General features: G+C 62.8%; 8 protein-coding genes. 1 reads left to right on the forward strand and 7 read right to left on the reverse strand.

Annotation, left to right across the window (positions count from 1 at the left end; translation table 11 throughout):
* Positions 1 to 585: 585 nt before the first annotated feature.
* From IHE57_RS04010 to pheS, 4 genes are all read right to left on the reverse strand, one after another.
* On the reverse strand, positions 586 to 1,848 hold the full coding sequence (locus IHE57_RS04010; RefSeq protein WP_209371006.1) for a hypothetical protein: 1,263 nt from the start codon (positions 1,846 to 1,848) through the stop codon (positions 586 to 588).
* 97 nt (positions 1,849 to 1,945) lie between these two features.
* Positions 1,946 to 2,824: an SDR family NAD(P)-dependent oxidoreductase gene (locus IHE57_RS04015; RefSeq protein WP_209371008.1), complete on the reverse strand. Its 879-nt coding sequence runs from the start codon at positions 2,822 to 2,824 to the stop codon at positions 1,946 to 1,948.
* A gap of 148 nt (positions 2,825 to 2,972) precedes the next feature.
* On the reverse strand, positions 2,973 to 5,546 hold the full coding sequence (gene pheT / locus IHE57_RS04020) for a phenylalanine--tRNA ligase subunit beta (RefSeq protein WP_209371010.1): 2,574 nt from the start codon (positions 5,544 to 5,546) through the stop codon (positions 2,973 to 2,975).
* 1 nt (position 5,547) lies between these two features.
* The gene (pheS, locus tag IHE57_RS04025; RefSeq protein ID WP_209371012.1) at positions 5,548 to 6,591 is read right to left on the reverse strand and encodes a phenylalanine--tRNA ligase subunit alpha; all 1,044 of its coding nucleotides are present in this window, start codon (positions 6,589 to 6,591) and stop codon (positions 5,548 to 5,550) included.
* 223 nt (positions 6,592 to 6,814) lie between these two features.
* Between pheS and IHE57_RS04030 the strand changes: the two genes are divergently transcribed.
* A complete protein-coding gene (locus IHE57_RS04030; protein ID WP_209371015.1) occupies positions 6,815 to 8,446 on the forward strand; it encodes an acetolactate synthase large subunit in 1,632 nt (543 codons plus the stop codon).
* An 80-nt stretch (positions 8,447 to 8,526) separates the two neighbouring features.
* On the opposite strand, the gene IHE57_RS04035 is transcribed toward IHE57_RS04030, so the two are convergent.
* From IHE57_RS04035 to IHE57_RS16285, 3 genes are all read right to left on the reverse strand, one after another.
* Entirely contained in the window at positions 8,527 to 9,885 is a 1,359-nt protein-coding gene (locus IHE57_RS04035) for an MFS transporter (RefSeq protein WP_209371017.1), read from the reverse strand.
* A gap of 79 nt (positions 9,886 to 9,964) precedes the next feature.
* A complete protein-coding gene (locus tag IHE57_RS16280; protein ID WP_253719900.1) occupies positions 9,965 to 11,758 on the reverse strand; it encodes a flavodoxin domain-containing protein in 1,794 nt (597 codons plus the stop codon).
* The gene (locus IHE57_RS16285) at positions 11,658 to 13,052 is read right to left on the reverse strand and encodes a cytochrome P450 (protein ID WP_253719901.1); all 1,395 of its coding nucleotides are present in this window, start codon (positions 13,050 to 13,052) and stop codon (positions 11,658 to 11,660) included. Before IHE57_RS16285 ends, IHE57_RS16280 begins: the two co-directional genes overlap by 101 nt.
* Positions 13,053 to 13,085 lie beyond the last annotated feature (33 nt).

Here is a 13,085-nt window from a genome sequence, read left to right on the forward strand (position 1 = left end):
CGAGACGTCGGGGAAGAAGAGATGCGGAAATACCAATGCCGCGGCGGTTCCGTAGAGAAAGTAGTCGTACCATTCGATCGTGGTGCCGATGGTACTTGCGATGGCTGCGCGTCTGACCTGGACATGGTGTTCGTGATCAGAAGGTGCAGGATTCTTGAGTTGGGACATGACAGCACACTTAGTCGCGAAATCTTCATTGACAATTCGACGTTACGACTCCCCGAAACTGTTTAACCCTTGGCTCAGAAAACTCCCAGTAATTGAAACCGAATCTCCACCTAGCCTGAAATCCACTTTCAGGCTAGGTATCTACTAACGAACGGCAACTGTGCCCGCCTCAGCCGAGCACGAGTCGATGGGCCTCACTGGACAGTCCATCTGCCGCCTCTCCAAACAACAGCCCTTCCGGCTCCGCACCGGCACGAACGTGCCGCCCGGTACACGCGTCCAATACTCCTGACGCCCGCGGCTGCCCCAGGGCTCTGTCAGTCGCTGAGGTCATCCAGTCCCCCTCACCGCAGTGATCAAGGATTGTCATCGACTTCGACATGGCGGCCTAAGGCCTAGTGCGCCTTCAACCTCACATCACCATTCTGTTCTCTTGAAACCACGAAAGACTGCCCTGACGATGAACGCCAGTCCAAATCCACCAGCCAGACATAGAACTACTGGGATCATGTCGAATTGGAACAAAAAATTTTGCTGATCAAGCTGAAACAGCATCTTGGCGAAATCCTCTGGCGGCATTGAAATGAGCAATTTGTCCAGCTGCTCGTCGTTCAATTTCTGAACTTCGCTGCCTGCAAATTCAAAATTGGAACCATCGGAAATCAATTTCGCCAAAGATTCGGGCGAAGCAATCTTATAGTAATTGATTAAAGCAACAGAAACTCCAATTGACAAGAAAACAAACAATTCTTTATATATTTCATTCGAAAAATTCTCAGCGCCTTTGCGCAGCGAAGTGTACGTTCCAATCAGGGCTCCCAGTATCAGACCGACGCTAGACATTTTAACTGCAAGGTTTCCGTCGATCGGGGCTTCAAACACTGAGGATTCGGTAACCATGCCCAAATCGCTCATTTGGACCCATATGCCGGGAGCGACAATTCCTAAGACAAGTCCCAACGCGGCACCAACACCTGTCGAGCCAGCAAACTGAACAAGTATTTCCTTTGCAGTGTTAAGTAAACTTCCTTTGAGAATAAGTATAGAGTTGACGATACATAACAGCGTTCCCGCACCTATCCAGAAAAGAAGGAACTGCGGGCCCTGAATCATTAACTGCAAAACAGCGAATTTTCGAATCGAAGCTGTCTGGACACTCTCGCTAGAAATCACCGACGCCAATTGCACGGATCCAAATAATAGTACAATGACCGCAGCAACGCCGATGGAGGCAGCATAAATAATAAGAGAAAATGACAGAAGGTTTTGATTTTCGAGATTGAAAAGCCGATTCAGGAAGCGGACTATTCTAGATTCCGACCGAATCTGAAGTGTCCAATTCATTCGAGACAAATTGCGTGAAAAACTGTCCCAGAACCTGCTGAATAGTAACTTTGGGGCGCTACACGCCAGTTTAACAATTGCTGCTGGTGCACCCTCATCCCCTGCACCAGCAACCTTTGCTAAATACCCGAGAGAGCTGTCGACAGCTGCCCAACCTAAATATGCCGTGAATGAAATCAGAGAGGCTGGCTCAGGATTGGTTGTCAAGATGAAAAACCCTGAACATATATAAAGCATTGAGCGCCAGAACTGCCATTTTCTCGGGTGCTCAAAATTCTTGAAGTTAAGAGCAAATATCAGAGCTGCACACACCAAGAAAAATAATGGAATTACCACTCACCCACCTCTCGTCACTCCTTCTGGATGTAAGCGGAAAGAGTTCGCACTACTTTCAGCGAGCGCTGGCTATTATGAATAGCGTCAGGTCGGCTCCTCACCCAAGCACAATTCGGCGGGTCGAATCCTCTAGGCCGGCCGCCTCGGCGAGCAGGGTCTCTTCCGAATCCGCGCCAGCACGAACATACCGGCCGGTGAACGCATCCAGCGTTCCCGATGCGAGAGCCAGCGCGAGGTCAGTGACCTGCTCGGGTGAGGTCCAGTCATCTCCGGTGCGGAAATCATGGACGGGCATCGACTTCGTCATAGCGGTCTCGACGACGCCGGGTGCCATCTCGAAGATGCGCAGTCCTTTGTCGTGACCGAAGTGAACGACCGAATCAGCGATGCGGAACAGTGCTGCCTTCGACGCCGAGTACACGGCATACGCCGGCGTTCCCTTCGCTCCTGATCCGGAGTTGAGGTCGATGATGCGGCTCGGTCGACCGGTCACCTCGGCTCCCGCCATCAGCACTGGCGCGAAGACATTGATCATGAGCGCGACGCCGAGCACGTTCGCGTTGACGACGCCCTTGAGGCTCTCCGGATCCGCGTCCCACAGAGGACCCTCGGTCGACTCGATTCGACCGGCATTATTGATGAGCACCTGCAGACGCTTCCCCGTCGATTTCTCGAGCTCAGCGACAGAGTCACGCAACTGATTCACCGCAGTGATGTCATCCGTGCGCAGACCGACACCGGTCACCACTCCCCCGGTCGCCTCAGCGATCTCATCTGCCGCAGCCTCCGCCTTTTCCGCCGAGGTGGCCGTCACGATCACGTCGTAGCCGGCCTTTGCGATCGCCTCTGAGAGGTGGCGTCCAATTCCGCGGGCACCGCCGGTGATGAGGGCGATCGTCTCTGATGGGACCGCAGTCGCTTCTGTTGCAGAATCGCCGACAGGCAGGTTCGTTCCGTAAGGCAGCTTCTCGGTCATGTCAGATCTCCTCGTGAGCGATGGGGGTGCAGGTGGTCGGTGGTGGTGCTTACTGTCTGGGTGCGCTCTGCCGCGATGCTCGGCACGGATACGACAGAGCCCGGTCGAACCACTGTAGCGGTCGACCGGGCTCTGTGACGCACTGTTCTCAGCTGCGGACTTCAGCGCCGTGACGCTCAGCGGCCAACGCGGTCGCCGCCTCACGCATCGCCGAGGCCTCATCGGCCTTGAGCGTACGATCGGGAGCGCGGAAGGTCAGGCGGAACGCCAGCGACTTCTTGCCCTCGGGCAGCTGGTCGCCGGTGTAGAGGTCGAAGGTCTCGAGCAGTTCGAGTTCCTCCCCCGCACCCTCGCGCAGGGTCGCGGCCAGAGTCTGCGTGGGCAGTTCGGCGTCGACGACCAGCGCAACATCCTGACGCGACACCGGGAACGTCGACAGGGCACCGCCCCAGGAACGCAGGTCCTGCTGGGCCAGCAGCGCGTCGAGGTCGATCTCGAAGGCGACCGTCCGGGATGGCAGGGCGAGGTTCTCGCACACCTTCGGGTGCAACTCACCGGCGTGACCGAGATTCTGCCCATCGGCGAGGACGAACTTCGCGGCACGGCCCGGATGCCAGGGGGAGATCTGGTCGGCCTCGACCGTGACGTCGAGTCCGTTCGTCTTCGCGATCCGGCGGACCGTGTCGATGACATCGGCGGCCTCGGCCCTGCGGCCCTTGCCCCAGACGCCGGGCAGCTCCACATTGCCGGCGATGATGCCCGCGTAGTGGTACGGCTGATGCGGCACCGAGGCGTAGATGGCCTCGAGCTCCTCATCGCTCGGATGGTATCCGGGCAGGTGACGCGGTCCGGGCCCGTCAGGCAGGCCCGCCGAGGTGGACACGAGTCCGGCCTCGAACAGCGCGACATCCTTCGCCCCGCGACCGAGGTTGCGCACCACGAGGTCGACGAGCGTCGACAGCAGGTTGGTGCGCATGAGCGGCAGGTCTTCGGACATCGGATTGGCCAGACGCACGTGCTTGCGGCGCACATCGTCGGTTTCGAGCCGCAGCTGGTCATCCCGTTTGTCGTTCGTGAACGGGTACGACAGCACCTCGGTGAACCCGTCGGCGGCCAACAGGTTCGACACCCGGCGGCGCGTCCTCTGCGCGAGTGTCAGACCGCTGCCGGCCCGAGCTGCGGGCTGGACGGAGGGAATCCGGTCGTACCCGCCGGTGCGGGCGACTTCCTCGATGAGGTCGACGTTGTCGGTGATATCCGTGCGCCAGCTCGGCACGGTCACGGCCAGCCGGCCCTGGGCGACGATCTCGACTGTGGCGCCGATGCTCTCGAGCAGTCCGGTCACCTCGGCGGTGGAGTAGTCGACGCCGACGAGCGAGGACACGCGCTCGACCGGAAGTTCGATGACGGTCGGCTCGGGAGCCTGCCCGATCTGCGTGGTCGCCGGGCTGAGCGTTCCGCCGCCGAGCTCGACGAGCAGATCAGCACACCGACGCGCCGCCACGGGGCCGAGCTTCGGGTCCACACCGCGCTCGAAGCGACGCGATGCCTCCGAGGACAGCCTGTGCCGACGGGAGGTCCGAGCGATCGAGATCGGGTCGAAGTGGGCGGCCTCGATGACGACGTCGGTGGTCTCGTCGCCCACTTCGACGGCGGCGCCTCCCATGACTCCTGCCAAGCCGATGATCTGTCCGCCCTTGCCGCCGCGGTCGGTGATGAGGAGGTCCTCGGCATCGAGTGTGCGTTCGATGTCGTCGAGGGTCGTGAACTTCTCCCCGGCTTGAGCACGGCGGACGACGATCTCGTCGCCGAGCAGTGCGGTGTCATAGGCGTGCAGGGGCTGGCCGAGTTCGAGCATGACGTAGTTCGTCACGTCGACGGTCAGGCTGATCGGGCGCATGCCCGCCTGCTGCAGGCGACGCTGCATCCAGAACGGGGTCTTCGCTGTCGGGTCCAGCCCGGTGACCTGCAGGGCGGTGAATTGGTCGCAGCCGGGAACCTCGTGGATGGGGTTGGCGTCGTCGATGACGACGGGGAAGCCGTCATCGGTGGGGGCGTTGACCTCGGCGGTGGTGGGGCTGCCGATGTCGGTGAAGGTCTGGCCCTTCATCTGTGCGTATTCGCGGGCGATGCCGCGCATGGACAGCTGGTAGCCGCGGTCGGGGGTGACGTTGACGTCGAGGGTGACCTGGTCGAGGCCGAGCAGGGCGATCGCATCGTCACCGGGCTCACCGGTCAGATCCAGATCACTGAGCACGATGATGCCGTCGTGATCTTCGCCGAGGCCGAGCTCCTTGGCCGAGCAGATCATGCCGTCGGAGGTGTGCCCGTAGGTCTTGCGCGCGGCGATGGCGAAGTCGCCGGGCAGGACGGCTCCGGGCAGGCAGGCGACGATGAGGTCACCGGGCACGAAGTTGTGGGCTCCGCAGATGATGCCGCGGCTGGGCACCTCGGGGCCGGGCTGCGGGTCCTTCGGGTCGTCGAGAGCTTCGTTGTGCTCCGGCCCGACGTCGACGCGGCACCAGTTGATGGTCTTGCCGTTCGAGTGCTCTTCCTTGACGAGGTCGAGCACGCGGCCGACGACGAGGGGTCCGGTGGTCTCGGGGCCGAAGAAGTCCTCTTCCTCGAGTCCGATGCCGGCGAATTCGGCGGCCAGGGCATGGGGATCCGTATTAGCCGGGAGATCGACGTAGTCGGCCAGCCAGTTCAGTGGGACGCGCATATCAAGCCTTCATTCCGAAACGGGCCGAGAAGCGCACATCGCCTTCGACCATGTCGTGCATATCGTTGATTCCTTCGCGCAGCATCAGGGTGCGCTCGATGCCCATGCCGAAGGCGAAGCCCTGGTAGACATCGGGGTCGATGCCGGCGGCGCGCAGCACGTTGGGGTGGACCATGCCGCAGCCGCCCCATTCGATCCAGCCGGGGCCGCCGACCTTGTTGGGGAACCAGAAGTCCATCTCCGCGCTCGGTTCGGTGAACGGGAAGAAGCTCGGACGCAGGCGGGTCTTCGACTCGGGGCCGAACATCTCGCGGGCGAAGCCATCGAGGGTGCCCTGCAGGTTGGCCATGGTCAGGCCCTTGTCGATGGCGATGCCTTCGATCTGGTGGAAGACCGGGGTGTGGGTGGCATCGAGCTCATCGGTGCGGAAGGTCTTGCCCGGACACACGACGTAGAGCGGCACACCACGTTCGAGCAGCGAGCGCGACTGCACCGGGGAGGTGTGGGTGCGCAGGACGAGTCCGGCCTCAGGAGGGTCGACGAAGAAGGTATCCTGCATCTGCCGGGCCGGATGGTCGGGGCCGAAGTTCAGCGCGTCGAAGTTCAACCACTCGGATTCGATCTCCGGGCCTTCGGCGACCTCCCAGCCGAGGCCGATGAAGTAGTCGGCGGCCTGTTCCTGGATGAGGCTCAGCGGGTGGCGAGCGCCGAGCTGCCTCCGGTTGCTGGGCAGGGTGACGTCGATGGCCTCTTCGATGAGGACGGCGGCGTCGCGTTCGGCTTCGAGTTCGGCCAGGCGAGCGTCATGGGCCTGCTTGACCTGTCCCCTGGACTTGCCGACGATCTTTCCGGCGGCGGCCTTATCGGCTTTGTCGAGTCCTCCGATGGCCCTGTTGGCGAGCGCCAGCGGGGACTTGTCCCCCGTGTGGTCGATCTTCGCCTGTTTGAGTTCGTCGAGGCTGTGGGCGTCCGCGAAAGCGCTCAGGGCCGCGTCGACGGCCTGCTTCACGGCGGACTCGTCCAAGGGGTCGAGCTGATCTGTCATCAATGTCCTTCTGTCCGTGTCGAATTGGACCGAATGTCTCTTCGTTCTCAGTCTATCGTCTCCGATGGGGGCCCTTGCGGCGGTGTCCGCGGGGTGGGTGGAGCGGAATCGGCGGGGTGAGCGGGGGCCGAAACGATGGGGCGGGTCCGGCTGGATCGGTGGGGTCGCCTCGGTGTGGGCGAGGTCATATTTCCTGCGGGCTATGCGCGGTAGTGTCGTGCGTATGACGACTCAACGAGCATCCGATGTCATGGTCAAAGCTTTGGAGAACGAGGGCGTCGAACGGATCTTCGGCATTCCCGGCGAGGAGAACATCGATTTCATCGACTCCCTCCGCCAATCGTCGATCGAGTTCGTCCTCACCCGGCACGAGCAGGCCGCGGCGTTCATGGCCGCCACCTACGGGCGGCTGACCGGCAAGCCCGGAGTGTGCCTGACGACGCTCGGGCCCGGCGCGCTCAACCTCGCGACCGGGGCCGCGTACGCCCACCTCGGCGGGATGCCGGTGATCATGATCACCGGGCAGAAGGGCATCCGCACGGCCGAGCAGGCGGCGTTCCAGATGGTCAACACGGTCGCGACGATGGATCCGCTGACGAAGGAGAGCAAGCAGATCACCTCCGCGGCGATGATCCCGACCATGGTCAGGGACGCCTTCCGCGTCGCCCAGGCCGAACGACCCGGCCCGGTCCACCTCGAACTGCCCGAGGACATCGCCGGTCTGCCCGTCGAAGGGTTCGAACTCATCGAACCGCACACGAACGGTCGGCCCGTCGCCGCAGAAACGGCGATCGCGAATGCGGCCAATGTCATCCGGGAGGCGAAGAAGCCGCTGCTCATGCTCGGTGCGGATGCGTCGCGATCCGAGTGCAGCGAATGCCTGTCGCGCTTCGTCGCCGGGATGCGCATCCCCTACTTCACCACGCAGATGGGCAAGGGGTCGGTGTCCGGGTCCTCGGACCTCTACCTGGGCACGGCGGCGCTGACCGACCGCGACTACGTCCACGACGCGATCGAGGAAGCCGATGTCATCGTCACCATCGGCCACGACACGACGGAGAAGCCGCCGTTCACCATGGACGGGAACGGCCCCACCGTCGTCCACATCGGCTACCGCTCCGCTGTCGTCGAGCAGGTGTACTTCCCGCAGTTCGAGGTCATCGGCTCCCTGGGCCCGTCCCTCGACAGGCTCGCCGAGGTGCTCGGAGGTCCGGTGCCCACCGCCGAGGCGCTGCTGCCGATGCGTGAGAGCATCATCGCGCACACCGCCGAAGGATCCGGTGAGGACCGGTTCATCCCGCAGCGCATCGTCCACGAGGTCCGCGACGTCATGCCCGTCGACGGGATCGTCACCTTGGACAACGGCATGTACAAGATATGGTTCGCCCGCAACTACCGCACCACCAGGGCCAACACCCTGCTGCTCGACAACGCCCTGGCGACGATGGGTGCCGGGCTGCCCTCGGCGATCGGGGCGAAGCTGACCTACCCGGAACGTCGGGTCATGGCCGTCGTCGGTGACGGCGGGTTCATGATGAACAGCCAGGAGATGGAGACCGCGGTGCGGTTGGACCTCGACCTCGTCGTGCTCATCCTCGAGGACAGCGCCTACGGCATGATCCGATGGAAGCAGGAGTGCGACGGCATGCCCGACTTCGGCCTGACCTTCGGCAACCCGGACTTCGTGAAGTACGCGGAATCGTATGGGGCCACCGGGCACCGTCTGGAGGACGTGTCCGAGATGAATTCGGTGCTGTCATCGGCGTTCGAGGCCGGTGGAGTGCACGTCGTGGTCGCCCCCGTGGACTATTCGGAGAACAAGCGGGTACTCATCGATGAACTGGGGCAGCGGTGACGGCCGGGGCCGACAACGTGGTGCGTGCCGTCGCCCGGCGGTGACGCGTTCGCTCCGCAGTGCCGTCACCGTCCGGCGGACTATTTGGTCAGTCGCCACACCCCGGCCTTCTGCTCATCCTCGTTGCCCACGGACAGATCGATTCCCTTCCTGTCCTTGACCAGCGACACTGCTGTCAGCGAGATCGCCGCCATGATCACCAGGTACAGCGAAACGGAAGCGGTCGTGCCCGTCGCCTGCAACAACGCCTGGGCGATCGTGGGAGCGAAGGCACCGCCGATGACTGCCCCCAGGGCATACGAGATCGCGACTCCGCTGAACCGGATCGAGGCCGGGAAGAGTTCGACGTAGAGTGCAGCCTGCGGCCCGTAAGACAGGCCCAAGCCGATGGAGAATACACCCAGCGACAGGTAGAGCAGTCCCAATGATCCGGTGTCGATGAGCCAGAACAGCGGGAAGGCGGTGACGATGAGAATCACGAAGCCGATGACATAGGTGCGGACACGTCCGATCATGTCTGCCAGATACCCCGACAGCGCGGTCGAGATCAGCCACACGAACGAACCGAACGTGATCGCCAGCAGCACATCGGTCTGGGAGAAGCCCACCGTATCGGTCGTCGCATATTTTGTGACGAACCCGCCGGTCGTCATGTACCCGCTTGCGTTGTTGCCCGCGAAAATGAGTGCGGCAACGACGACCAACGGCAAGTGCTTCTTCAGCAGCACCAGGATCGGGGCCTTGCGTTTGGCCGACTCGTCCTGCATCTCCTTGAACACCGGGGTGTCCTCGACGGTCCGTCGCACCCAGTAGCCGACGCCGATGAGCACGACCGAAAGCAGGAACGGCACCCTCCAGCCCCACTCCATGAACGCCTCACCCGGAGAGATCAGGCCGGTCATCAGCGCGATGACGCCCGAGGACAGCAGCATGCCCAAGGGCACACCCAACTGCGGATAGGACCCGGCCAGTCCACGCCTGTCGACATCGGCGTGTTCGACGGCCAGCAGTGCTGCCCCGCCCCATTCGCCTCCGGCCGACAGCCCTTGGACGATGCGCAGGAGGATGAGCAGGATCGGGGCGGTCACGCCGATCGTCTCGTAGGTGGGAATGAGTCCGATGAGTGCCGTGGCCACGCCCATCGTGACCAGCGTGACGACGAGGATGAATCGTCGCCCCAGCTTGTCGCCGAAGTGGCCGGATAGGAAGGCTCCGAGCGGACGGAAGAGGAATGAGATGCCGATCGTCGCGAACGACAGCAGCTGCCCGACTCCTTCCCCTGCGGGAGCGAAATACAGGTGGGCGAAGACGAGAGCAGCCGCGGTCGAATACGTGAAGTAGTCGTACCATTCGATCGTGGTTCCGATGATGGAAGCGAACGCGACCCTGCGCTGGTTCTTCTTCTGCCGAGGCGGCGTCAGTTCATGTGTGGCGGTCATGAGAACGTCCTTGTTCTAGTGTGTTTTCTGTCGTAAACGATGGGAATCAACGGATTGTGCCTCTCGGACACTTGCGGTCTCACACCGGTGAGAATGCCTCGGACAAGCTCCGCAGAACGCCTTCGGCCCATTCGCTCGCCGCTTCGGTGGCAGGCACCGGCCCCCCGGCGTCGTGGCGACCGTATTCGCCCACTCTGGTCGCACCTTGGACCTCGAGGGCTTCGGTGATCAGTTCGCTGCCCCGCGAATAGGTCTTCGTGTAGCTGGCGTCGCCCATTCCGAATACGGCGAACCGAACTCCGCTGAGGTCGACGGGCTGGTCGCGCAGATCGTTATAGAACCGCGTGGCTGAGCTTGGGACGTCGCCGTCGCCGTACGTCGAACACACGAGCAGGTAGAACCTCTCCGGGCGCAGGTCCGACGGTGACACCGAGGACAGATCCGAGACCTCCACGTCCGGAAGCTGTCCCAGGACCGTGCCGAGTTCCTCGGCGACGAGTTCGGCATTGCCCGATTCCGTGCCGAAGAGGATGGTCACCGGCATCCCTGGGACCAGGTCCTCGACCTCTCCCGCCGCAGTCACCGCCAGTTGCTCGTCCAGGTCGGTGTCCCCGGCGGTGGCCAACAGGTCCTCACGCGATGTGATCTTCGTCCGGCAGCGACCTGCACCGGCGCCGAGGCGCTCCTTGTGATCGATCCGTCGCCAGCCGTCGAAATCGGTGGCGGTAGCCCCCGGGGCGAGCCCCGGTGCACCGGTGGCGATCGTTCCGGCATTCACCTCGGCGGCGATGGTCGCGGCCAGGGTCCTGGCGTCGGTACGCTGATCGGGAATGGTTCCGCGGCCGGCGCCCTTGAGCCAGCCGATGGCGAAGAGTCCCTTGTCGATCTTGCCGTCTGCGGGGATCGGCGTAACAGGGCAGATGCCCTGCTTCGCAATCGACATCGGATCCCTGACAAAACCGATGGCGGTGATGACCGAGTCCACGTCGAGGTGGACGGACGCACCGTCATGAGTGATGTCGAGCCCATCGACCCGGCCTGCCGAGTCCGAACCAGTGACCTCATCCGGAGTGGTCGAGAACCACCAGTGCACCTCGATCGCGTCTGCCTCCCCGGCCAAGTGCTGAGCCACAGCTGTGCTTTCGGCAGGTTCGACGAGGTCGCAGAGGGCGTCGAGCTTCGCGTCCTTGCCGGCTGTGACCGTCGACAGGTCAACGCCATGGAGTGTGTGCGTCAGTCCCGGAACCCGAGCCATTTCGCGGATCATGACAGGATCGAATTTCGCTTCCCGGCCGGCCGAGCGGCCGATGATGTCAATGCGAGCGAGCGATTCGCGCATCGGCCCGTGGATGCCATCGTCGATGTCGCTGCCGGTCAAGGAGTCGGGTGCACAGGTGAGCAGCCGAACGATGTCGATGGCGACATTGCCCTGTCCGACTACTGCGACATTCCGGCCCAGATCGATCATGGTCTGTTCCTCATCGGGATGCCCGTTGAGCAGACGCGTGACTCTGCCTGCCCGGTGCACCTGGGGCAGTTCGCTTCCGGGGATATCGAGGGTGCGGTCGTGGGAGAGGCCGCTGGCGAGGACCACGCTGTCGTAATGGGCTTTGAGCTCATCCATCGACACGTCTGTGCCCAGTTCGGTGTTGCCGATGAACCGCGCTCGGGGATCGGCGAAGAGTCGGTCGAACTGGCCCGTCACGGATTTGGTTCCCTGGTGATCGGCCGCGACTCCGTAGCGCAGCAGCCCGAAGGGCACGGGCAGCCTATCAAAGACATCGACATGGGATCCGGGGACCTGCCGCAGGATCTCCTTCGCGCTGAAGCACCCGGCGGGTCCGGCACCGATGATCGCGACCCTGGGGCCCAATGACTCTCCGGCCGCGCACACCCGCCGAAGCGGCGTCGCCGGTGGTGGGCTTTCCGTAGTCGGGCTCCTTCCGCGCTGACGACCAGGTGATGGGGAGCTTGAGCATGCCGCGGAAGACCCAGCCGCCGATCGCCGTGTCGCGGGTCTCGTCAATGCGCAGTCCCTCGAGGCTGTTGAAGAGCAGGGGAAGAGCCACCTCGGCGATCTCGGCTCGAGCGGCCCAGTTGCCCAGGCACACGTGCACGCCTTTGCTGAAGGCCAGGTGCGGTTTCGCTTCGCGGTGGATGTCGAACCGGTCGGCGTGCTCCCACACGGTTTCGTCACGGTTGGCCGAGAGCACGCAGATGCCCAGCTTCGCTCCTGCCGGCAGGTACGTGCCGGCGAGGACGGTGTCCTGCGTGGTCTGGCGGGAGTACATGCCGATGGGGGCGATCCACCGGATGGTCTCCTCGAACACGGTCGGCCACAGCTGTGGATTGGCCATCACGGACTTACGCTGCTCGGGGTGGTTGAACAGGGCGAGCGCGGCGACCCCGAGCGCGTCGCGGGGCTCGTTGAGTCCTCCGCCGATTGTCATCTTGATGTTCGCTCGGATCTGCTCGACCGGCATGGTTTCACCGGGCATCGACAGGAGGCCCGAGATGAGCGAATCGTCGCGGTGGATGAGGTGGTATTCGAGCATCTCGTCGAGTGCCGCGTCGACCTCGTTGAACGAACGCTCCCCTTTGGCCCAGACTTCGGGGTCGTCAGCGTAGTTGCCGGTCGCGTCGATCATCGTCTGCGACCAGCGCTGCAGGTCAAGCTGGTCGGCGTTGTACAGCCCGAGCATGCGACGCAGGGTTTCCGCAGCATAGGGCGCGGCGAAGTCCCAGATGAGGTCGGCGTCGGTGCCCTTTTCGATGAGTTGGTCCAAGAGATCCTCGGCGACCTCACGGTACATCGACATCCATACACGTTTGACGTAGCCGGGTTTGAGCACCGGCTGCCAGGCTCGGCGCTGCTCATAGTGTTCGGGATCGTCGCGGCGGAGCATGGAATGCCCCATTGCGCGGATCTGCAGGGAGCCCTCTTCGTTCGCGGAGAAGATGTCCTGGTCATGTTCGGTAGCGCTGACAGCCTCATAGCTGGTGATGAGATAGCGATTGACCGCGGGAACCCAATGCACTCCGCCTTCGGCACGAAGCCGTTCATAGATCGGAAACGGGTTCTCATAGAGTTCCGGGATTTTCACCCAGTCCGCCACCGGCGCCGAGGTGCCTACTCTGCGAGTGTCCGTGTGTAGCCCGGCAGTCATCATCATCTCCTCATCGTTGAGAACGTACTATCA

Source organism: Brevibacterium renqingii (assembly GCF_017808105.1).
Classification (GTDB): Bacteria; Actinomycetota; Actinomycetes; order Actinomycetales; family Brevibacteriaceae; genus Brevibacterium; species Brevibacterium renqingii.

Bases quoted from the DNA above. Each gene is read 5' to 3' on its own strand.
- IHE57_RS04015 (WP_209371008.1), bottom strand. From the start codon at position 2,824: ATGACCGAGAAGCTGCCTTACGGAACGAACCTGCCTGTCGGCGATTCT.
- pheT (WP_209371010.1), bottom strand. From the start codon at position 5,546: ATGCGCGTCCCACTGAACTGGCTGGCCGACTACGTCGATCTCCCGGCT.
- pheS (WP_209371012.1), bottom strand. From the start codon at position 6,591: ATGACAGATCAGCTCGACCCCTTGGACGAGTCCGCCGTGAAGCAGGCC.
- IHE57_RS04030 (WP_209371015.1), top strand. From the start codon at position 6,815: ATGACGACTCAACGAGCATCCGATGTCATGGTCAAAGCTTTGGAGAAC.
- IHE57_RS04035 (WP_209371017.1), bottom strand. From the start codon at position 9,885: ATGACCGCCACACATGAACTGACGCCGCCTCGGCAGAAGAAGAACCAG.
- IHE57_RS16285 (WP_253719901.1), bottom strand. From the start codon at position 13,052: ATGACTGCCGGGCTACACACGGACACTCGCAGAGTAGGCACCTCGGCG.